The following is a 21,905-nucleotide window of genomic DNA, read 5'->3' as shown; positions in this document are numbered from 1 at the left end:
GGATACCGACATGACCAAGCCCCATCTCATCGTCGTCGGCAACGGCATGGCCGGATGCCGCGCGGTCGAGGAAATCCTCGCGCGAGACCCGGCACGCTACCGAATCACGATCTTCGGCGCCGAGCCGCATGTGAACTACAATCGCATCATGCTGTCGCCATTGCTGGCTGGCGACAAGGCGTTCGACGATATCGTCATCAACGATCTCGCCTGGTACGCCGACAACAACATCGACCTCGTCACGAGCGACCCGGTCGTCGCGATCGACCGCAAGATCCAAACCGTCACCGCGCGTTCGGGCCGGGTCGAAAGCTACGACAAGCTCATCCTCGCCACCGGATCGGACCCGTTCATCATCCCGGTGCCGGGGCACGATCTGCAAGGCGTCGTCAGCTTCCGCGACATGGACGATGTCGGCGCGATGTTGCGCGCGGCGGACGCGGGCGGCCCCGATGGAGAACCAGGACGGGCTGTGGTGATCGGCGGCGGGCTGCTCGGGCTGGAGGCCGCGCACGGGCTGTCGCTGCGCGGGATGAAGGTGACGGTGCTTCACATCATGCCGACGCTGATGGAGCGTCAGCTCGACGAAGCCGCCGGCTGGCTGCTCAAGGCGGCGCTCGAAGCGCGCGGGCAGACGATCCTGACTGGCGCGGACACCGCCGAAATTTACGGCCAAGGCAAGGTCGAGGGCGTCCGCCTCAAGGACGGGCGCGAGATTCCCGCCGCGCTGGTGGTGATGGCGGTCGGCATCCGCCCCAACGTCAAGCTCGCGCGTGCCGCCGGCCTCGCGATCGGGCGCGGCGTGCATGTCGACGATCATCTCGTCACCTCGGACGCGAACATCCTCGCGGTCGGCGAATGCGTCGAGCATAACGGACTGGTCTATGGTCTCGTCGCGCCGTTGTGGGACATGTGCCGCAGCCTCGCCGACGCGCTGGTCGCCACGCCGTCGGGCTATAGCGGCTCGGTCACGTCGACCAAGCTCAAGGTCTCGGGCATCGACGTGTTCTCGGCGGGCGATTTCTCGGGCGGCGAAGGCTGCGAGGACATCGTGCTGCGTGACGCCTCGCGCGGGGTCTACAAGCGCGTGGTGGTGAAGGGCGACCGCGTGGTCGGCGCGGTGCTCTACGGCGATACGCAGGACGGCAATTGGTATTTCGACCTGCTCAAGCGTCAGGCCGATGTCGCCGAAATCCGCGACGCGCTGATTTTCGGGCAGGCGTTCGCGAGCGGAGGAGCGGCATCGGCAAACCCTAATGCGGCAGTCGCGGCGCTGGCGGATGACGCCGAGATCTGCGGCTGCAACGGCGTCAGCAAGGGCAAGGTGGTCGGCGCGATCACCGGCGGCGCGGTGACGCTCGACGCGGTGCGGAGCTGCACCAAGGCGTCGGCGTCGTGCGGATCGTGTACCAATCTGGTCGAGAGCCTGCTCGCGATCACGCTGGGCGATGCGTTCGATGGCGAGCGCTCAGCCCCGACCGTGTGCAAATGCACCAGCTTCACGCACGAGGATGTCCGCCGGCTGATCCTCGAAAAGCAGTTGAAGGCGATTCCGCAGGTCATGCAGGAACTGCACTGGACCACGCCCGACGGCTGCTCGTCGTGCCGACCGGCGCTCAATTACTACCTGCTGTGTGCGTGGCCGGGCGAGTTTGTCGACGATAACCAGTCACGCTTCGTCAACGAGCGCATGCACGCCAACATCCAGAAGGACGGCACCTATTCGGTCGTGCCGCGGATGTGGGGCGGCGTGACCAACCCGAAGGAACTCCGCGCGATCGCCGATGTCGCTGAAAAGTACGAGGCGCGGATGGTGAAGGTGACGGGCGGGCAACGGCTCGACATCTTCGGGATCAAGAAAGAGGATCTGCCCGCCGTCTGGGCCGATCTCAACGCCGCCGGGATGGTCAGCGGCCATGCCTATGCCAAGGCGCTGCGCACGGTGAAGACCTGCGTCGGCTCCGAATGGTGCCGCTTCGGCACGCAGGATTCGACGGGGCTGGGCATCAAGACCGAGCAGATGACCTGGGGCAGCTTCATGCCGCACAAGTTCAAGATCGCGGTGTCGGGCTGTCCGCGCAACTGCGCCGAGGCGACGATCAAGGATTTCGGCGTGATCTGCGTCGACAGCGGGTACGAGCTTTCGATCGGCGGCAACGGCGGGATCAAGCTGCGCGGCACCGATTTCCTCTGCAAGGTCACGACCGAACAGGAGGCGCTCGATTATTGCGCCGCCTTCATCCAGCTCTACCGCGAGGAAGCGCGCTATCTCGATCGCACCGCGCCGTGGGTCGAGCGCGTCGGGCTGGAGTATATCAAGCAGCGTATCGTCGAGGATGCGGCGGGCCGCGCGGCGCTGACCGCGCGCTTCCATCAGTCGCAGGTGTTCCTTCAGGACGATCCCTGGGCGAAACGCGCCGCCGGCGAGGATTACAAGCTCCACCAGCACCTCGCCGAAATCCGCCCCGCCCCGCGCACGCTGGAGATGGCATGATGCTCCCCGAATGGCTCGATATCGGCCCGGTCGATCAGCTTCCCGCGCTCGGCGCACGCACCCTGCCGGTGCGTGGCGGTCGCGAGATCGCGATCTTCCACACCGCCAATGGCGAGGTCTATGCGCTCGCCAACCAATGCCCGCACAAGGCCGGCCCGCTCAGCCAGGGCATCGTCCACGATACCACCGTCACCTGCCCGCTGCACAATTGGCGAATCTCGCTGGTGACGGGGGAGGCGCTGGGTGAGGACAAGGGCTGCGTGCCGGTGATCCCGGTCAAGATCGATGGCGGACGCATCCTGATCGGCCGCGCCGCCGCACTGGCCGGGGTGGCGGCGTGACATCTCCCCTCCCGTTTGCGGGAGGAGGGGGGATTCGGACCACCTGCGCCTATTGCGGCGTGGGTTGCGGCGTGGTGGCGACTCGCGCGGGCGAGCGCACCGCCATGATCGCCGGCGACCCTGGCCATCCCGCGAATTTCGGCAAGCTGTGCTCGAAGGGCACCCATCTCGGCGAGACGATCGGCCTCGAAGGGCGGCTGCTCCACCCGATGATCGGGTCGCGGCGGGCGGCGTGGGACGAGGCGCTTGATGTCGTCGCCAGCCGTTTCGCCGCGACGATCGCCGAGCACGGCCCGGACAGCGTCGCCTTCTACGCATCGGGCCAGATGCTGACCGAGGATTATTACGTCGCCAACAAGCTGATGAAGGGCTTCATCGGCACCGCCAATATCGACACCAATTCGCGGCTGTGCATGGCGAGCGCGGTGGCGGCGCACGTCCGCGCGTTCGGCGAGGATATCGTGCCGTGCAGCTATGACGATCTCGACGCCGCCGACCTGATCGTGCTGGTCGGATCGAACACCGCCTGGTGTCATCCGGTGATCTGGCAGCGGATCGAAGCGGCACGCGCAGCACGCGGAACCAAACTGGTGGTGATCGACCCGCGCCGCACCGAGACCGCCGAGCGCGCCGACCTCCACCTCGCGATCGCACCCGACAGCGATGTCGCACTGTTCGCCGGGCTGCTCGCGCACATGCGCGCGACATGGCGGCTCGACGGCCGCGCGCTGGCCGAGCGCGTGGCCGTGCCCGACGGGTTCTGGAAGAGCCTCCCCACCGACAGCGTCGCGCGCATCTGCGACGTGACACCCGCCGACCTGCACGCCTTCTACGATCTCTTCGCCGAGCATCCGCGCACGATCACGCTGTTCAGCCAGGGGGTGAACCAGTCGACCAGCGGCACCGACAAGGCCAATGCGATCATCAATCTCCACCTTGCCACTGGCCGGATCGGCAAGCCCGGCGCGGGGCCGTTCAGCATCACCGGCCAGCCCAATGCGATGGGCGGCCGCGAAGTCGGCGGGCTCGCCTCGACGTTGGCCGCGCACATGGGGTTTTCCGACGCCGAGCGGGATCGTGCGCAGCGCTTCTGGCGCTCGCCGACGATCTGCTCCGGCCCCGGCCTCAAGGCGGTCGACATGTTCGACGCGATGGCGAAGGGCAAAATCAAGGCAGTGTGGATCATGGCCACCAACCCGGCAGTGTCGATGCCCGATGCCCGCATGGCGCGCGTCGCGCTCGCCAATTGCCCGTTCGTGGTGGTGTCGGACTGTATCGCCGAGACCGACACCGCGCGCTACGCGCAGGTGAAGCTGCCCGCGCTCGGCTGGGGCGAGAAGGACGGCACCGTCACCAATTCGGAACGCCGCGTGTCACGCCAGCGTGCGTTCCTCGATGCGCCCGGCGAAGCGCGTGCCGACTGGTCGGCGGTGGCCGAGGTGGCGCGGCGGATGGGTTTCGCCGGGTTCGATTTTGCGAACGCGGCGAGCGTCTTCCGCGAATTCGCCGCGCAGACCGGGTTCGAGAACCACGGCACGCGGGTTCTCGACATCTCCGATCACGCGACGATCACCGACGCAGCTTATGCCGAGATGGCGCCGTTCCAATGGGGTGGCGCGTCGCCCTTTGTCGGGCGGGCTTTCTCTACACCCGACGGCAAGGCCCGGCTCGTGCCGGTCGTGCATGTGCCGCGTGACGACGCCATGCGCGGCTATCCGTTGCGCCTCAACACCGGCCGCTACCGCGACCAATGGCACACGATGACTCGCACCGGGCTGTCGCCCAAATTGTCGCAGCACCGCCGCGAGCCTTTGGTCGAGGTCCACCCCGATACCGCGCGCCGGCTCGGCCTCGCCGATGGCGGGCTGGCGCGGGTCGAGACGCCGCACGGCGCGAGCACCTTCCGCGTCGCCGCCACCGCCGATCAACGCCGGCAGGAGCTGTTCGTGCCGATCCATTGGAGCGACCAGACCAGCGCCGGCGGCCGCGCCGGGCTGCTGCCCGGACAGGACCGCGATCCGCATTCCGGCCAGCCCGGCTTCAAGAACACGCCGGCGACAGCGCGCGCCTACAAGCCCGGCTGGACCGGCTTCCTCGTCTCGGCGGAGCGCACCGCGCCGCCCGAGTGCGCCTATTGGACCCGGGTTCGCACCGCGCACGGCTGGCTGACCGAACTGGCGGGCGACGGCGATCCCGCCGCGCTCACCGCGCTGCTGCCGCCCGGCGAGCGCGCGGAGATGATCGACACCCGGCGCGGCGTGATCCGCGCGGCGGTGGTGGCCGACGGGCGGTTGCAGGCGGCTTTGTTCGTCTCGCGCGGCACCGGCCTGCCCCCGCGCGACTGGCTGCTTGCGCAACTCGGCGCAGCCGATGCCGCCGCGTTCGAAATCCTCGCCGGCCGCCCGGCGATGCCCGCGCCTGATCGCGGCGCGATCGTCTGCGTGTGTTTCGATATCGGCCTCAACACGTTGCTCGCCGCGATCACCGATCGGCGGCTGGTCAGCGTCGAGGCGGTCGGCGCGGCGATCAACGCCGGCACCAATTGCGGATCGTGCCGCCCCGCCATCGCCAAATTGCTGCCCAAGCAGGAGGTTGCTTATGTCTGAGCTGATCACACCCGGCGAGGTATGGCTGGTCGGCGCCGGCCCTGGCGACCCCGACCTGCTGACCCGCAAGGCCGAACGCCTGATCGCCGCCGCCGATATCGTCTTCTACGATGCGCTGGTCGGGCCGGGCGTGCTCGACCTGATTCCGCCGTATATCGAGCGCGTTTCGGTCGGCAAGCGCTCGGGCCGCCACTCCAAAACGCAAGGCGCGATCGATGCGCTGCTTGTCGAGGCGGCGCAGGCCGGCAAGCGCGTGGTGCGCCTCAAAGGTGGCGATCCGTCGATCTTCGGTCGCTCGACCGAAGAGGTCACCGCGCTGACCGGCAACGGCATCCGCGTCCGCATCTGCCCCGGCATCACCGCCGCCAGCGCGGCGGCGGCGAGCGCGGGCCTGTCGCTGACGCTGCGCGGATCGGCACGCCAGCTGCGCTTCGTCACCGCGCACGCCCGCGCCGGCGAGGCGCTCGACCTCGACTGGGCCGCGCTCGCCGATCCCACCGCGACGCTGGTCTTCTACATGGGACGCGCCGCCGCCCCGGACATCTGCCAGCACCTGATCGCAAACGGCCTCCACCCCGCCACACCGGTGCTGATCGCCAGCGACGTCAGCCTCGCGTCGGAATGCCTCGTCCACACCCGCCTCGACCTGCTCGCGCTGGCGATCGACCGGACGCCGGGGGCGGGACCGGCGCTGATCCTGATCGGCGAAGCGATGCGCGCGCCACCATCGACGGCGGTGGCGGGGGCTTTGGCCGCGGTCGCACAGCACGGATGACCACCGCCGTCGCGTTCGCGGCGACTCCACGAAACATAACGCATGCAACGGCTTGCCCCTCTCCGCCGGCCGGTCCATCACCGGCCCATCAGCCAGTCGAGGGATACCTATGCGTCCGATATTTGCCGCCACGGCGGTCGTCCTGATGTCCACCACCGCCGCTTCGGCCCAGCAGCTTCCCGCCAGCAATCCCTTCGCCGCGCCAAGCACATTGCCCTACGAAGCGCCGCCGTTCGACCGGATCAAGGACGCCGATTACCAGCCTGCGCTGGAGGCCGGCATGGCGCAGCAGCGCGCCGAGGTCAGCCGCATCGCCAACACCCCCGCCGCGCCGACCTTCGACAACACGATCGTGCCGCTGGAACGATCCGGCCGGCTGCTCGAACGCGCCTCCAACGCGTTTTACGGGATTACCGGCGCGAACACTAACGACACCTTGCAGAAGGTCGAGACCGATCTCGCCCCCAAATTCGCCGCGCACCGCGATGCGATCAACCTCGATCCCAAGCTCTTCGCGCGCGTCAAGACGCTGTACGACGCACGCCAGTCGCTCAAGCTCACGCCCGAGCAACTCCAGGTTCTGACGATCACCTATGAGGGCATGGTGAAAGCCGGCGCGCAACTGGCCCCAGCGGACAAGATCACGCTGAGCCAGTACAACAGCCAGCTTTCGAGCCTGGAGACCGCCTTCCAGCAGAAACTGCTCGCCGCCGCCAAGGCGGGCGCATTGGTCGTCGACGACAAGGCGAAGCTCGCCGGCCTGTCCGATGCCGAGATCGCCGCCGCAGCGGATGCCGCAGCGGCACGCGGCCTCAAGGGGAAGTGGGTGCTGTCGCTCCAGAACACGACCCAGCAGCCGAGCCTCGCCTCGCTGACCGACCGCGCGACGCGCGAGGCGCTGTTCAACGCAAGCTGGACTCGCGCCGAACGCGGTGGCGCGAACGATACGCGCGAAACCCTCGCGACGATCGCGCAACTGCGCGCGAAGAAGGCGAAGCTGCTCGGCTTCGCGACCTGGGCTGACTACGTCCTGACCGACCAGATGGCGAAAACGCCGAAGACCGCGCTCACCTTCATGCAGCAATTGGGCGCGCCGATCGCGGCGGAACAGAAGCGCGAAGCCGCCGAATTGCAGGCGCAGATCAAGGCCGATGGCGGGAATTTCGCACTCAAGCCGTGGGACTGGGATTTCTATTCGGAGCGGCTGCGCAAGGCCAAGTACGATCTCAATCAGGACGAGCTGAAGCCCTATTTCGAGATCAACAAGGTGCTGGAGGACGGCGTGTTCTACGCCGCCACGCAGCTATACGGCATCACCTTCAAGCGCCGCACCGACCTGCCGGTCTACAACCCCGACGTCATGACCTATGAGGTGTTCGAGCAGGATGGCCGGCCGCTCGGCCTGATGTATTTCGATTACTGGAAGCGCGACAACAAGAATGGCGGCGCGTGGATGTCGAACTACGTCAACCAGTCGAAGCTGCTCGGCACCAGGCCGGTAATCTATAACGTCGGCAACTTCCAGAAGCCGGCGGCCGGACAGCCGGCGCTCATCACGTTCGACGACGTGACGACGATGTTTCACGAATTCGGCCACGCGCTCCACGGCCTGTTCGCCAACCAGACCTATCCGTCGGTCTCGGGCACCAATGTCGCGCGCGACTTCGTCGAATTCCCGTCGCAGTTCAACGAACACTGGGCGCTCGATCCCAAGGTGCTCCCGCATTATGCGGTGAACTACAAGACCGGCGCGGTGATCCCGCAGCCGCTGATCGACAAGATCAAGCGAGCCTCGACGTTCAACACCGGCTATTCGTTCGGCGAGGCGCTGGCGGCGGCGGAGATGGACATGACGTGGCATTCGATCGGCGCCGACCTGCCACGCCAGGATGTCGACGCGTTCGAGGCCAAGGCACTGACCGCGACCGGGCTGGATACCGCCGACGTGCCGCCGCGCTATCGCTCCAGCTATTTCCTCCACATCTGGGGCAACGGCTATTCGGCCGGCTATTACGCCTACAGCTGGACCAAGATGCTCGACAACAACGCCTATGACTGGTTCGGGCGCAACGGCGGCATGACGCGCGCGAACGGCCAGCGTTTCCGCGACATGATCCTCTCGAAAGGCCACACCGAGGAGTATGCGCCGATGTTCCGCGCCTTCTACGGAAAAGACCCCGAGGTCGGCCCGCTCCTCAAGGATCTCGGGCTGAACGCGGACGGTACGAGGACCAACCCCTAGGTCAGGGCTGCGTTTGCGGGGACATCATCGCCGGCATGGGCATCATGTTGGCGTTGAGGTTCGCCATGATCCACAGCGACCCGGCGACGACAAGGAAAACGATCAGCACGCCGAACGCGAGCGCCAGCACGTTGTTGGTGTTGTCGGGTCCGCTGGTGATGTGCAGGAAGAACACCAGATGGATGCCCATCTGCGCGATCGCGAGCACGCACAGTCCGATCGGCACGCCCGGCCCCCAGAGCATGTGAGTCCGGATCGCCCAGAACGAGATCGCGGTCAGCCCGAGCGCGAGCACCAGACCCAAGAAATAGGTGCCCGCCTCCGCCAGAGCCGAGCCGCGATGTTCGCCGGGGGTGCGGTCCTCGTGTCGATGTTCGTTGCTGCTCATCCCCGGACTCCCATGAGATAGACGATCGTAAACACGGCGACCCAGATGATGTCGAGCGCGTGCCAGAACAGGCTGAAGCACATCAGCCGGCGCGCGATGTTGGGCTGAAAGCCGCGCGTCCAGACCTGCGCCATCATCGTGCCGAGCCACAGCAAGCCGGCGGTGACGTGGAGACCGTGACAGCCGACCAACGTGAAGAAGCTCGACAGGAAGGCGGAGCGCTGCGGCCCCGCACCGCGCCCGATCAGATCGACGAACTCGCGCAGTTCGAGCGCGAGGAAGGCGGCGCCGAGCACGCCGGTGGCGAGCAGGAAGAGCTGAGTCCACAGCGCGCTCCGCCGCTCCGCCGCGATCATCGTGAGGCCACAGGTGAAGCTCGAGAACAGCAGGCACAATGTCTCGACCCAGGCATTGTCGATGTCGAACAACTGGCGCGCGGTCGGTCCGCCATCGGTCGCCCCCTCCAGCACCGCATAAGCTGCGAAGAGCACCGAGAACATGACGATATCGGACAGCAGGAAGATCCAGAAGCCGAAGCCGACCACGGTGCGCTTGTCGGCCGGGCCGCCGTCGCCGTGGCCGGCAACACGACCACCGTCGCCCCCCTCACCTGCGTCGCGGTGGCCGATCCGATGGGGGTCGGTGTCGGGCGCACGCGCGTCGCGCGCTGCGGTGGGCGCGGTCATGCGGGCCTCCGAAGGGCGAGAAGGCGCTGTTCGCGATCGTGGCGGCGTTCGCGATCGAGCGCGGCGACCTCGTCGGCCGGGATCACCTGTTCGTCATCCTGTCGCCAGGCGAATACGACGAACACCGCATAGGCGCCGATCAGACCGACGATCACCAGCCACCAGATATGCCAGATCAGCGCGAAGCCGGTGATCGTCGCGAACACCGCGGTGATGAACCCGGTCGGGGCGTTGCGCGGCATTTCGATCGCTTCGTATTCGGGTTCGTCGGCGAGCCGCTGGTCCTCGATCGCGCTTTGCTTGACGCCCCAATAAGCTTCCTCGCCGCGCACGTCGGGCAGCACCGCGAAGTTGTACACGGGCGGCGGCGAGGACGTCGACCATTCGAGGCTACGGCCGTCCCACGGGTCGCCGGACAGGTCGCGGTTCTGGTCGCGGTCGCGGATCGAGACGATGAGCTGGAGGATCTGAAAGCCGATGCCCGCGAGGATGATGAGCGCGCCGATGAACGCGGTGACCATCAGCGGTTGCCAGCTCGTATCGTCATAATGCTGCATCCGGCGGGTCGCCCCCATCAGCCCGAGCGCGTAGAGCGGCATGAACGCGACGTAGAACCCTGTCAGCCAGCACCAGAACGCCGCCCGGCCAAGGCCGTCATGCAACCTGAAGCCGAACACCTTGGGAAACCAATAGGTGTAGCCGGCGAAGGCGCCGAACAGCATGCCGCCGATGATGACGTTGTGGAAATGCGCGACCAGGAACAGCGAATTGTGCAGCATGAAGTCCGCCGGCGGCACCGCCAGCAGCACCCCGGTCATGCCGCCGATCACGAACGTCACCATGAAGCCGATCGACCAGAGCATCGGCACTTCGAAGCGCACCCGGCCACCATACATGGTGAACAGCCAGTTGAAGATCTTCACCCCGGTCGGGACGGCGATGATCATCGTCATCACCCCGAAGAAACCGTTGACGTCCGCCCCCGCCCCCATCGTGAAGAAATGGTGCAGCCAGACGAGGAACGACAGCACGCAGATGCACATCGTTGCCAGCACCATCGAGCGGTAGCCGAACAACGCCTTGCTCGAGAAAGTCGAGATCACTTCGGAGAAGATGCCGAAGGCGGGCAGGATGAGGATGTAGACTTCGGGGTGCCCCCACGCCCAGATCAGGTTGATGTACATCATGGCGTTGCCGCCGCCGTCATTGGTGAAGAAGTGGAAGCCGAGATAGCGGTCGAGCGTGAGCATCGCGAGCGTCGCGGTCAGGATCGGGAACGCCGCGACGATCAGCAGGTTCGAGGCGAGCGCGGTCCAGCAGAACATCGGCATCCGCGTGTAGGTCATGCCCGGCGCGCGCATCTTGAGGATCGTCGTCACCAGATTGATGCCGGACAGCAACGTGCCGACGCCAGAGATCTGAAGCGACCACAGATAATAATCGACCCCGACCCCGGGCGAGAATTGCAGCTCGGACAGCGGCGGATACGCCAGCCAGCCCGTGCGCGCGAATTCACCGATCACAAGGCTGAGGTTGATGAGGAGCGCGCCGCTCGCGGTCAGCCAGAAACTGACCGCGTTGAGCGTCGGAAAGGCGACATCGCGCACGCCGAGCTGCAGCGGCACCACGAAGTTCATCATCCCGACGACGAAGGGCATCGCCGTGAAGAAGATCATGATCGTACCGTGTGCGGAGAAGACCTGGTTGTAATGGTCGGGAGGAAGATACCCTTGCGACGCGCCGGCCGACAAGGCGAGCTGCGAGCGCATCATGAGCGCATCCGAAAAGCCGCGCAGCAGCATGACGAATCCGAGCAGACAGTACATCACGCCGATCCGTTTGTGATCGACCGAGGTGATCCACTCCTTCCAGAGATAGGGCCACCAGCCCTTCACGGTGACGAGCGCCAGCACGCCGGCAACGACGAGCACGACGCCCCCGCCCGCTGCCAGCGGGATCGGCTCACCGAACGGTATCGCGCTCCAATTTAGCTTGCCGAGCATCGATCAGACCTTCTTGCCGGGGGTGACGGCGGATGCCTTGGTGGTCGCGGGGACCGGCTTTTGGCCCGAAATCGCGTCGAACAGGCCGGGCACGACCGATCCGTAGGTGAACGGCGCGACACGCTGGCTGGGTTTGCTCAGCGTCGCATAGGATGCAGCGTCAAGAACCAGCGCCCCGGCCTTCGCCTGCGCCGCCCAGCTTGCGAACTGCGCGGGCGGCACGGCGTTCACGGTAAACCGCATGCCGGAAAAGCCATCGCCGCTGAATTGCGAGGACAGCCCCTGATAGCTGCCCGGGCGATCGGCCTGCAGATGCAGCCGCGTCGTCATCCCCGCCATCGTGTAGATCTGCCCGCCGAGCTGCGGCACGAAGAAGCTGTTCATCACCGTCGCCGAGGTCAAGTGGAAGCTGACCGGCGTGCCCGCCGGCACGACGAGCCGGTTGACGCTGGCGATGCCGAGATCGGGGTAGATGAACAGCCACTTCCAATCGAGCGAGACCACTTGAACGGTGACCGGCCTGACTTTGGACACGAGCGGCTTGGGCGGATCGAGATCGTGGCTGCCGACCCAGCCGATGCCCCCGAGCAGAAGCACGACCATCGCCGGCACCGACCATGTCACCAGCTCGATCCGCCCCGAATAGGACCAGCTCGGGCGGTAGCGCGCGCGCGTGTTGGAGGCGCGGAACCACCACGCCACCACCAGCGTCGCGAGCATCGTCGGGATCACGATCGCGAGCATGATGGCGAGCGCGTTGAGCAGGATCAGCTTCTCGGCGGCGCCGACCGGCCCCTGCGGATCGAGCACGCCGCGGGCGCAGCCCGACGTCAGGCCCGGGACGCAGAGCAAAGCCGCACTCGCGGCCAGCGCCCGGTTGGGTCGTCCTCGCACCGTGATCAGCTCCCCGGCACAAGGGTGGATCGGGCGCCGCGCCCCGCCCCGGCTGCCGGCGCTGGAGCCCTGTCCGACATGCTCCATGCATCGCGGTGCCGGATTCCGGTCAAGCGATCATCGCCCGGTCAGCCGAACATGTACGGTCAAGGCGCGTCGAACGACATGCCCCGGCGAAATGACGCACCACTCGATCGCTCCTTCCGAACCATGATCCTTCCGCACGACGGGCCCGGCGGAGATGTTCGCCACGTCATTGGCCGGACCTTGAGGGCCATTTCGCAGCAGAACGCAGCATACGGTGGTTTGTTACAGCCATTCCAACACACGGGCGGCGATCGCCGGAGCGACGCTGCTGATCCTCGTGCGACACCGACCAGAAACCTCCGTATAATATCCAGCGGACACACGATCGGCGATGCACTGGCCGACACAGGCTCGAAGGGAGACGGATGATGCTCGGCATGGCGTATAGCGCATCTCCACAGATGGATCTTTCCTCGGCAGCCGCGCTCGCGCCGATCGATCATCATTCCGAGACCAACCACCGCCTCGCCAACAGCCTGCAATTGCTGGCGGCGATGGTGTCGATGAGCGCGCGGGAGGTGACCGACCGCGCCGCGCAAGCCGCGCTCGTCGAAACGCACCGGCGTATCGAGGCGATCGGGCGGCTACACCGACACCTCCATGCGCGCCGCGCCGATCACCTGCTGGATCTTGGCGCATATCTGGACGAACTCGGGCGCGATCTCGAGGACGGCTATTGCGATGTCGCATCGGGGCGGCGGGTGATCGTCGATGCGGCACAGGTTTCCGTCAGCCAGGAAGACGCGCTCGCGCTGGGCATCCTGATTTCCGAGCTGGTCGGAAACGCCTGCAAATACGCCTACGAGCCGCGCATGCCGGGCGACATCAGGATCGTCGTGCGTCCCGGCCCGGCGAATGGCTATCTGCTCATGGTCGAGGATCGCGGGGTCGGCAGACGCGACACGGTGCCGGTCGCCGGCAGCGGTCTCGGTTCGCGTCTGATCGACGTCATGACCGCGCGACTGAGAGGCCGGGCGCATTGGGAGGACGCGCGGCCGGGCACGCGATTCCTCATGTCCGTCAACGAATGATGCCGCGCGCACGGCGCTATCCGGGATCACGGGAAGTCCCACGGACATGTCATGCGCAAGATGGCGGAGCGACGTGGCGTGAGAGACCAGAGCATTCGCCGTTTCACCTCACCCGCCCAAGCTTGGACCGTCCGCACACCGCGCCGAAAGAAGAACCATCATGCAGCCTTCATCCATCATCGGCGTGGTCGACGACGATCCGGGAATCCGCGGGAGCATCGACAGCTTCATCCGTTCCAACGGCATGGCGACGATGGGGTTCGAGAGCGCCGAAGACCTGCTCGCGTCCGGCGCGCAGGACGCGCTCGCGTGCATCGTCACCGACATCCACATGCCCGGCCTGTCCGGTCTGGACCTTCAGCGCGAGATGGCGCGGCTCGGCTGGCCGCACCCGATCATCCTGATGACCGCCTTTCCGACGCCGGAGACACGCGATCAGGCGATGCGCGCCGGCGCGATCGCGTTCCTCACCAAGCCGATCGACCCGGATGACCTGCTCGACGCGATCGAAAGCGTGACCCGCCGCTAAGCGGAGACCCGCCGGCAAGGTCGCTCGCGGCGATCGACAGCATTTCACGCTCGCTCGCCGGCCATGGGACCGAACACCAGCCGGTCGAGGAGGTCCGCGACCGCACCCTCATCCTCCGGCCGATCCTGTTCGAGCCACCATCGGAGGATCGTGAGCGTCGCGGCGACGCCGTGGACGATACCCAGATCGCGCGGAAGCCATTCGGGTGCGGGCGTCTCCGCAGTGCCGGCCGCCGCGATCGCGCGCGCGGTGACGTCGCGGCGCATCGCCTCCCCTGCGCCGACAAGCAGGGCGCGGCAGAGCGGACGGCGCGCATCCACGAAGCCGGTCAGCGCCAGCGCGGCCGCGCCGGTATCCTGCGCCAGAAGAAGCGGAGCGATACGGACGAGAAGCTGACCGATGAGGTCGTCGGCGATCTCCGCCAGCAGCGCCTCGCGCGTCGGATAGTGGCGGAAGAACGTCGCGTAACCGATGCCTGCGCGCGTGGTGATCGCTGCCACGCTCACCGCTTCGAACGGCATCTCCGCGACGAGGTCGAGCAGGGCCGTGCGGAGCGCATCGCGCGATTTGGTGATCCGCGCATCCCGACGTGGCGGTTCCCTTGATTTGTCGACCTGCGTAGCCACTTTATGATCCATCATATATCATAAGTAGGCGTTCCCGATGTCCGATCAAGCCATATCCACTCTCTGTCCGGCCGCCGGTCGGGACGACCGCAAGTCGGCGGCGGTTGCGCCGTCGGGCAGTGTACAGGCGCGCGTCGTGCGTGACTTCGCGGAGGCGCGCAGGCTGCTGCGCCATCCCGATGCGCGACAGGCGGGGTTCCTGGCCGATCTGGTCAACAAGGTCTCGCTGGTCCGTGCTCCGATCCTCTACCAGCACGGGGCGGAGCATCGCCGCCAACGCGGGGCGACCGCGCGCTTCTTCGCTCCCCGCGTGGTCACCACGGCGTATCGCGCGCTGATGGAGCGGACCAGCGATGACCTGATCGGCCGCCTCCGGGGGGCAGGACGTGCCGACCTTGACCAACTGGGCCTGGAAATGGCGGTGACGATCGCTGCGGAGATCGTCGGCCTGACCGACAGCGACCGCAGCGGCATGGCCCGGCGGTTCGGCGCGCTGGTCAGCGGCATGCCGCAGGGCGGATCGCGTGTGGCGATGGTCCTCGGTCTGGCGCGAGGCCAGGCACGATCGCTGAACGTCTTTTTGCGCGACGTGAAGCCGGCGATCGCCAGCCGGCGCCGGCAGCGGCGCGACGACGTGATCTCGCACCTGCTGGACGAGGGCTATTCCGAGCGCGAAATTCTTACCGAATGCCTCACCTATGGCGCTGCCGGCATGATCACCACACGCGAGTTCATCACCATGGCGGGCTGGCACCTGTTGGAGGACGCCGCGCTGTGCGATCGTTTTCGCGATGGCGATGAAGCCGCGCGGATCGGGATTCTTGAGGAGATCCTCCGCCTCGAACCCGTCGTCGGCATGCTGTTCCGCAGGATCGACACCGAAACGGCAGGGGTCGCGCTCGACGTGCGCGGCGCGAATGCCGACGAAGCTGCGGTCGGCGGATGCCCACATCGGCTCGACCCCGATCGCAGGACCGCGGACAAGGTCGGCGGGGCGGGGCTCGCCTTCGGCGACGGGGAGCATCGGTGCCCAGGCGCGCAGGTCGCGCTTCAGGAGGCGGCGATTTTCCTCGATCGGCTGCTGCGCGTGCCCGGCATACGGCTTGCGCGCAAACCCGACATCGGCTGGAACCCCTTGATCGCGGGCTACGAACTGCGCGGCGCGACGCTCGCCCTCGATGGGATGGCGTCGTGATCGCGCGCGTCCTCGGGTCCGTGGCCGTGGCGGTGTCGGTGACCTTCGCACTTCCGGCGACGGCCACACCGACGAGTGCCGCCGGCCGCTGGCTGACCGAAAGCAATCAGGCGATCGTCGAGATTGCTCCGTGTGGAGCAGCGCTGTGCGGCGCGATCCAGAAGGTCCTGAAGGTCGATCCGAAAGCACCCAAGACCGATATCAACAACCCCGATCCGCGCCTGCGCCAGCGCCCGACCGCAAGCCTTCGAATCCTCACCGGCTTCATACCCGACGGGTCGCGCTGGAAGGGGAAGGTGTACGATCCGCGCAGCGGACGAACATACCAGTCCTTCCTCGAGGTTCGGTCGGACGGCACGCTCGCCCTCACGGGTTGCGTCTGGAAGCTATGCCAGACCCAAAGGTGGCGGAGCGCGCATTGAGCGCGTGAACGCGGGGCAACTGGCGCCCGGAGGAGATCGGCCGCACACAGCCCATTCGAGCCGCGACGCCCGCTGAAGAGTGTCTGGTATACAGGACGGGCTGCGTGGAGCGCTCGGTAGGCCGTGTCCCCGGAAACACCCCCAAATGCAAATCGCCATAGTGGCATTCCGGGAGACCCGGTGTAAGCGCGAAATCACCCCCACATTCCAGAACTGATGGGTATCGGCGATAGCATGTCCGCAGGGTAGCTTGGCGGGTAAGACACATGCTTCATGACGAAATTAGTTTCGAAACCGGCGGCGGTGAGCCTCCGGTGCGGCGCCTGGATGTTGTGAGCGGCCCTGGCGGTCGCAGGCGCTGGACGCGCGAGGCGAAGATGCGGATCATTGAAGAAACGTTGCGCCCTGGCGCGAACGTCGCGGATGTCGCCCGACGGCACGGCTTGGTGCCGCAACAACTCTACGGTTGGCGTAGTGCGGTGCGCGCTCGGGAGAGCGAGCCGGGCTTGAGCTTTGTGCCGCTGGCTTTGGAAGGCGCTCCAGCGTCGATCGCGTCGGGCAGTGCTGCGATCGTCGTGCAGACCGGCGATCTGACGATCCGCATTCCGGCGAGCGTGAGTGCCGATCATATCGAGCGCGTGTTCCTGGCGGCGCGAATGCTGTCGTGATCATCCCGCCTGGCCCGCTGAAGGTGATGGTCGCGACGAAGCCCGTCGACTTCCGCAAGGGTGCGATCGGTCTTGCCGCGCTGGTCGAGCATGAACTTGCCGGCAAACCCTTCTCGGGCGTCGCATGGGTGTTCCGCTCGAAGCGGGCGAACCGGATCAAACTGCTGGTCTGGGACGGCAGCGGCCTGGTGCTGGTGAGCAAGGTTCTGCAGACCGGTGCCTTCCATTGGCCACGCGCCGCTGACGGCGTGATGCGACTGTCGGCAGCGCAGATGTCGGCGTTGTTCGAGGGGCTCCAGTGGAGCCGGATGCATGTGCCGTCGACCCCGAAGCCGATCGCCGTGCAGTAGGTCGCACGCCTGAATCGGTTAGTCGAAACGGTCGATACGGACGCTGCGAAATATGCCAGAAATGGCAGATGGACGTGGGGTCAGACCAGCTTCCGGACGATGTTGTGACGCTGAAGGCGATGGTGATCGCCGGACGCGAGCGCGAAGCCCGCATGCAGCATCTGATCGACCAGATGCGGCGCGCCCAGTTCGGTCAGCGCTCGGAAAAACTGTCGCCGGACCAGTTGGCGCTGGCGCTTGATGACCTCGACGTTGCCCGTGCCGAGTTGCTCGCGCTCGGCGAGCAGGCCGACGATGCCGCTGCCCGAACGGGTAGCAAGCGGACGCGCAAGACACCCAATGGAGAGCGAGGATCCCTGCCGGCGCATCTGCCGCGTATCGAGATCGTGATCCCGCCCGCCGAGACTGAATGTCCGTGTTGTGGCGGCGCGCTGCATGTGATCGACGAGGACCGCACCAATCGCCTGGACACGATCCCGGTACCGTACCGCGTGGTCGTGACGGTGCGCCCGAAAATGGCATGCCGGACGTGCAGCGACGGCGTGTTCCAGGCACCGGCCGCCAAGCATGTCGTCCCTGGAGGTCTTCCGACCGAGGACCTCATCGCCGACGTCGTGGTCAGGAAATATGCCGACCATACTCCGTTCTACCGTCAGGCGCAGGCACTGCGCCGCTACGGGATCGAGATCGATCGCGGCACCATGTGCAACTGGGCGGGGCGTAGCGCCGCTCAACTTCGGCGCATCTCCGATCGGATGAAGAACGACCTGTTATCCGGTCCCAAGGTGTTCGTCGACGGGACGACGGCCAAGGTTCTCGCGCCGGGGACGGGCAAGACAAAGCAGGGCTATCTCTGGGCGATCGCAAGCGACAACCGACCGCATGGTGGGACCGATCCTCCCGCAGTCGTCTACACCTACATGCCAGGTCGCGGGAAAGTCTGGGCAAACAAGTTGCTGGGCGGGTTCAACGGCATCGTCCAGTGCGACGGCTACATCTCGTACAAGCATCTCGAAGCGCCCAACCGCGAGGGCGGCCCCGGCACGCTTGCGTTCTGTTGGGCACACATCCGTCGTGCGTTCTTCGACGAGGCCAAAAAGGGTAACGCACCGATCGCAGACGAAGCGTTGCTGCGCATCGCCAAACTCTATGCGATCGAGGCTCGTATCCGGGGATCGCGCCCGGAACGGCGCCGCGCCGCTCGTCAGGCGGAGGCGACGCCGCTGCTCGAGAGCATGAAAGCCTGGCTCGAAGCCATGCAGCCCAGACTGCCGAAAGGGTCAGGAACGCGAGAGGCGATCGGCTACGCGCTCAATCACTGGCGTGGACTGATCCGCTTCCTCGACGATGGCCGGATCGAGCTGGATAACAACACGGTCGAGCGCGCGATCAGACCAATTACCCTACAGCGGAAAAATGCCCTCTTTGCCGGCCACGACCTCGGTGCCGAGAACTGGGCATGCTTCGCTTCGCTGATCGAAACCTGCAAACTCAACGGCATCAATCCGCAAGCCTACCTCGCCGATGTCCTCGCCATCATCGTGCTCCGCAACGATGAAGATCCGATCGATGACCTGCTGCCCTATAACTGGGTCGACAGCCGCATCGCCGCCGCAGATCCCGAGATCGCCAAAGCCGCATGAGGCCCCCCCGGTGGGGGTGTTTTAGCGCTTACGCACCTCGGCGCCAAACGCAAGAAAAAGGCACAAAAAAAACCGCCTCGGGCTGACCTGAGACGGTTTGGTATGTGTGGATTTGGTTGCGGGGACAGGATTTGAACCTGTGACCTTCAGGTTATGAGCCTGACGAGCTACCGGGCTGCTCCACCCCGCGCCAAGGTGTCCCCGCTGTTGGGCGGGGTATGAGACATGTGAATGGGTTCTGATCCGATTTCGAGCTTGCGCACAGGCTTCAATGCCTGGCGACGACCTACTCTTCCATCGCTTAAGCGATAGTACCATTGGCGCAGTCTGGTTTCACGGCCGAGTTCGGGATGGGATCGGGTGGGGCACAGACGCTATAGCCACCAGGCAATGGAGCCGGTGCGCAAGCTGTGATCGGGTTTAAAATCGTGCACGTGCTGTGAAGGTATGTTTGTATCAGGCGTTGCAAATGATCATCCGCGCGTCTTTGACACATGCTGGTCACCGGGCACCCATCAAAGTGATACTTTGATGGGACCCGCCCAGGATTGTCATTGATGGCGGGACTCTCAAGCGCGAATAGAGCAATTAGTATCGGTTAGCTCCATGCGTTACCGCACTTCTACATCCGATCTATCAACGTGATGGTCTTTCACGGCTCTATGAAATCTTATCTCGAGGGAGGCTTCCCGCTTAGATGCTTTCAGCGGTTATCCCGTCCATACATAGCTACCCTGCTGCGCTCCTGGCGGAACGACAGGTACACCAGAGGTATGTTCAACCCGGTCCTCTCGTACTAGGGTCAACTCCTCTCAAATTTCGACGCCCACGGCAGATAGGGACCAAACTGTCTCGCGACGTTCTGAACCCAGCTCACGTACCACTTTAATTGGCGAACAGCCAAACCCTTGGGACCTGCTCCAGCCCCAGGATGTGATGAGCCGACATCGAGGTGCCAAACAACCCCGTCGATATGAGCTCTTGGGGGTTATCAGCCTGTTATCCCCGGCGTACCTTTTATCCGTTGAGCGATGGCCCTTCCACGAGGGACCACCGGATCACTATGACCGACTTTCGTCTCTGCTCGACTTGTCAGTCTCGCAGTCAGGCGGGCTTATGCCATTGCACTCTAACAGACGGTTTCCAACCGTCCTGAGCCCACCATCGCGCGCCTCCGTTACTCTTTAGGAGGCGACCGCCCCAGTCAAACTACCCGCCACAGAGGGTCCCTGATCCAGTTTCATGGATCGAGGTTAGACATCAGAAAACAACAGGGTGGTATTTCACCTATGGCTCCACATCAGCTGGCGCCGATGCTTCAAAGCCTCCCACCTATGCTACACAGTTCTTTCCTAATGCCACTCTGAAGCTGCAGTAAAGGTGCACGGGGTCTTTCCGTCTAACCGCGGGAACCCCGCATCTTCACGGGGAATTCAATTTCGCTGAGCATGTCCTGGAGACAGTGGGGAAGTCGTTACGCCATTCGTGCAGGTCGGAACTTACCCGACAAGGAATTTCGCTACCTTAGGACCGTTATAGTTACGGCCGCCGTTTACCTGGGCTTCATTTCAGAGCTTGCACTCCTCCACTTAACCTTCAGGCACCGGGCAGGCGTCAGGCCCTATACGTCGTCTTGAAGCCGACTTAGCAGAGCCCTGTGTTTTTGCTAAACAGTCGCTACCCCCTGGCCTGTGCCCCCTCATAATGCTTGCGCAATGTGAGGGCCTCCTTCTTCCGAAGGTACGGAGGCAATTTGCCGAGTTCCTTCAGGACACTTCTCTCAAGCGCCTTGGTATACTCTACCTGACCACCTGTGTCGGTTTCGGGTACGGTCTATACGGTGGGGCTATTTCCTGGAACCTCTTCGAAGCCCTCCCAATCCAATAAGGGAGAACAACACACGAGATCCGTCACACACCACCAGGCCCACGAATATTAACGTGGTTCCCATCGACTACCCCCTTCGGGCTCGTCTTAGGGGCCGGCTCACCCTGCGCGGATTAGCCTTGCGCAGGAACCCTTGGTCTTTCGGCGAGAGGGCATCTCACCCTCTTTATCGCTACTCATGTCTGCATTCGCACTTCCGATACCTCCACGGCCCATTACCAGACCGCTTCACAGGCGTACGGAACGCTCCGCTACCGCGTGGATAAATCCACACCCTAAGCTTCGGTGCATCACTTTAGCCCCGTTACATCTTCGCCGCAGAACCTCTTGTTTAGACCAGTGAGCTGTTACGCTTTCTTTAAAGGATGGCTGCTTCTAAGCCAACCTCCTGGTTGTTTTGGAAGTTCCACATGCTTTCCCACTTAGTGATGACTTGGGGACCTTAGCTGTAGGTCAGGGCTGTTTCCCTTTTGACGACGGACCTTAGCACCCGCCGTCTGTCTCCCGGATATCACTCCTAGGTATTCGGAGTTTGGTTAGAGTTGGTAGGTCTCGCGACCCCCGCATCCATCCAGTGCTCTACCCCCTAGGGTGTCCATCCGAGGCACTACCTCAATAGTTTTCGCGGAGAACCAGCTATTTCCCGGCTTGATTGGCCTTTCACCCCTAAACACAACTCATCCGGTAACTTTTCAACGTTAATCGGTTCGGACCTCCAGTGCGTGTTACCGCACCTTCATCCTGGTCATGCCTAGATCGCCGGGTTTCGGGTCTAATACACCAAACTCTGTCGCCCTATTCAGACTCGCTTTCGCTGCGCCTACACCTAACGGCTTAAGCTTGCTTGGTACATTAAGTCACAGACCCATTATGCAAGAGGTACGCTGTCAGGGCTCAAGACCCCTCCAACTGCTTGTAGGCAATCCGTTTCAGGTACTGTTTCACTCCCCTCATCGGGGTGCTTTTCACCTTTCCCTCACGGTACTAGTTCACTATCGGTCGCATACGAGTATTTAGGCTTAGAGGGTGGTCCCCCTA

At 64.8% G+C, this 21,905-nt stretch carries 17 protein-coding genes, 1 tRNA gene and 2 rRNA genes (1 of these 20 running past the window's edge); 12 read left to right on the top strand and 8 right to left on the bottom strand.

Translation table 11 applies throughout. The annotated features are described in order from the left end of the window. Nucleotides 1–10 precede the first annotated feature (10 nt). From nirB to J0A91_RS07560, 5 genes are all read left to right on the top strand, one after another. Complete coding sequence (gene nirB / locus J0A91_RS07580) at nt 11–2,494, top strand: nitrite reductase large subunit NirB (protein ID WP_240502231.1); 2,484 nt, start codon at nt 11–13, stop codon at nt 2,492–2,494. Beyond that, nucleotides 2,494–2,835 carry a nitrite reductase small subunit NirD gene (gene nirD, locus J0A91_RS07575; RefSeq protein ID WP_069207134.1) on the top strand — a complete coding sequence of 114 codons (342 nt, stop codon included), beginning with the start codon at nt 2,494–2,496 and terminating at the stop codon, nt 2,833–2,835. Before nirB ends, nirD begins: the two co-directional genes overlap by 1 nt. Next, nucleotides 2,832–5,441 carry a nitrate reductase gene (locus J0A91_RS07570; RefSeq protein WP_240502230.1) on the top strand — a complete coding sequence of 870 codons (2,610 nt, stop codon included), beginning with the start codon at nt 2,832–2,834 and terminating at the stop codon, nt 5,439–5,441. Before nirD ends, J0A91_RS07570 begins: the two co-directional genes overlap by 4 nt. After that, nucleotides 5,428–6,216: a uroporphyrinogen-III C-methyltransferase gene (gene cobA, locus J0A91_RS07565; protein WP_150126856.1), complete on the top strand. Its 789-nt coding sequence runs from the start codon at nt 5,428–5,430 to the stop codon at nt 6,214–6,216. Before J0A91_RS07570 ends, cobA begins: the two co-directional genes overlap by 14 nt. A gap of 109 nt (nt 6,217–6,325) precedes the next feature. Further along, nucleotides 6,326–8,458, top strand: coding sequence for a M3 family metallopeptidase (locus J0A91_RS07560; protein WP_069204395.1), 2,133 nt, complete (start codon nt 6,326–6,328; stop codon nt 8,456–8,458). 1 nt (nt 8,459) lies between these two features. Here the strand turns inward: J0A91_RS07560 and cyoD are convergent, their stop codons facing one another. The 4 genes from cyoD to cyoA are packed head-to-tail and all read right to left on the bottom strand — an operon-like array spanning nt 8,460 to nt 12,429. Then, nucleotides 8,460–8,846 carry a cytochrome o ubiquinol oxidase subunit IV gene (gene cyoD, locus J0A91_RS07555; protein ID WP_069204394.1) on the bottom strand — a complete coding sequence of 129 codons (387 nt, stop codon included), beginning with the start codon at nt 8,844–8,846 and terminating at the stop codon, nt 8,460–8,462. Next, nucleotides 8,843–9,532 (bottom strand): cytochrome o ubiquinol oxidase subunit III, encoded by a 690-nt coding sequence (cyoC, locus tag J0A91_RS07550; protein WP_069204393.1) that lies wholly within the window; start codon nt 9,530–9,532, stop codon nt 8,843–8,845. The genes cyoD and cyoC overlap by 4 nt, the downstream gene beginning before the upstream one ends. After that, nucleotides 9,529–11,535 carry a cytochrome o ubiquinol oxidase subunit I gene (gene cyoB / locus J0A91_RS07545; protein ID WP_069204392.1) on the bottom strand — a complete coding sequence of 669 codons (2,007 nt, stop codon included), beginning with the start codon at nt 11,533–11,535 and terminating at the stop codon, nt 9,529–9,531. The genes cyoC and cyoB overlap by 4 nt, the downstream gene beginning before the upstream one ends. Nucleotides 11,536–11,538: 3 nt before the next feature. Continuing rightward, the gene (cyoA, locus tag J0A91_RS07540) at nt 11,539–12,429 is read right to left on the bottom strand and encodes a ubiquinol oxidase subunit II (RefSeq protein ID WP_240502229.1); all 891 of its coding nucleotides are present in this window, start codon (nt 12,427–12,429) and stop codon (nt 11,539–11,541) included. Between the two features lie 455 nt (nt 12,430–12,884). On the opposite strand from cyoA, the gene J0A91_RS07535 reads away from it, so the two are divergent. Both J0A91_RS07535 and J0A91_RS07530 read left to right on the top strand, forming a co-directional pair. After that, entirely contained in the window at nt 12,885–13,547 is a 663-nt protein-coding gene (locus J0A91_RS07535; RefSeq protein ID WP_169833102.1) for a sensor histidine kinase, read from the top strand. A 160-nt stretch (nt 13,548–13,707) separates the two neighbouring features. Then, nucleotides 13,708–14,076: a response regulator transcription factor gene (locus J0A91_RS07530; RefSeq protein ID WP_069204389.1), complete on the top strand. Its 369-nt coding sequence runs from the start codon at nt 13,708–13,710 to the stop codon at nt 14,074–14,076. Nucleotides 14,077–14,120: 44 nt separating this feature from the next. Here the strand turns inward: J0A91_RS07530 and J0A91_RS07525 are convergent, their stop codons facing one another. Further along, nucleotides 14,121–14,702, bottom strand: a complete 582-nt coding sequence (locus J0A91_RS07525; RefSeq protein WP_169833101.1) for a TetR/AcrR family transcriptional regulator — start codon at nt 14,700–14,702, stop codon at nt 14,121–14,123. Nucleotides 14,703–14,739: 37 nt separating this feature from the next. On the opposite strand from J0A91_RS07525, the gene J0A91_RS07520 reads away from it, so the two are divergent. The 5 genes from J0A91_RS07520 to tnpC all read left to right on the top strand — a co-directional run bounded on the left by J0A91_RS07520 (nt 14,740) and on the right by tnpC (nt 18,980). Continuing rightward, nucleotides 14,740–15,897: a cytochrome P450 gene (locus J0A91_RS07520; protein ID WP_069204387.1), complete on the top strand. Its 1,158-nt coding sequence runs from the start codon at nt 14,740–14,742 to the stop codon at nt 15,895–15,897. Beyond that, the gene (locus J0A91_RS07515; protein ID WP_069204386.1) at nt 15,894–16,319 is read left to right on the top strand and encodes a DUF2147 domain-containing protein; all 426 of its coding nucleotides are present in this window, start codon (nt 15,894–15,896) and stop codon (nt 16,317–16,319) included. The genes J0A91_RS07520 and J0A91_RS07515 overlap by 4 nt, the downstream gene beginning before the upstream one ends. Before the next feature lie 377 nt (nt 16,320–16,696). Then, nucleotides 16,697–16,987 carry a transposase gene (locus J0A91_RS07510; RefSeq protein ID WP_206365000.1) on the top strand — a complete coding sequence of 97 codons (291 nt, stop codon included), beginning with the start codon at nt 16,697–16,699 and terminating at the stop codon, nt 16,985–16,987. After that, nucleotides 16,984–17,337 carry an IS66 family insertion sequence element accessory protein TnpB gene (gene tnpB, locus J0A91_RS07505; protein WP_069204385.1) on the top strand — a complete coding sequence of 118 codons (354 nt, stop codon included), beginning with the start codon at nt 16,984–16,986 and terminating at the stop codon, nt 17,335–17,337. The genes J0A91_RS07510 and tnpB overlap by 4 nt, the downstream gene beginning before the upstream one ends. A 68-nt stretch (nt 17,338–17,405) precedes the next feature. Next, nucleotides 17,406–18,980, top strand: coding sequence for an IS66 family transposase (tnpC, locus tag J0A91_RS07500; RefSeq protein WP_069204384.1), 1,575 nt, complete (start codon nt 17,406–17,408; stop codon nt 18,978–18,980). A gap of 113 nt (nt 18,981–19,093) precedes the next feature. On the opposite strand, the gene J0A91_RS07495 is transcribed toward tnpC, so the two are convergent. The 3 genes from J0A91_RS07495 to J0A91_RS07485 form a co-directional block, all read right to left on the bottom strand. Further along, nucleotides 19,094–19,170, bottom strand: a tRNA-Met gene (locus J0A91_RS07495). Between the two features lie 83 nt (nt 19,171–19,253). Then, a 5S ribosomal RNA gene (gene rrf / locus J0A91_RS07490) occupies nt 19,254–19,368 on the bottom strand. Between the two features lie 180 nt (nt 19,369–19,548). Further along, nucleotides 19,549–21,905, bottom strand: a 23S ribosomal RNA gene (locus tag J0A91_RS07485); it runs 435 nt beyond the window's last position.

The sequence above is a fragment of the Sphingomonas panacis genome, assembly GCF_001717955.1.
In the GTDB taxonomy this organism is placed as follows: domain Bacteria; phylum Pseudomonadota; class Alphaproteobacteria; order Sphingomonadales; family Sphingomonadaceae; genus Sphingomonas; species Sphingomonas panacis.
This window is presented reverse-complemented; position numbering and strand designations above follow the sequence as displayed.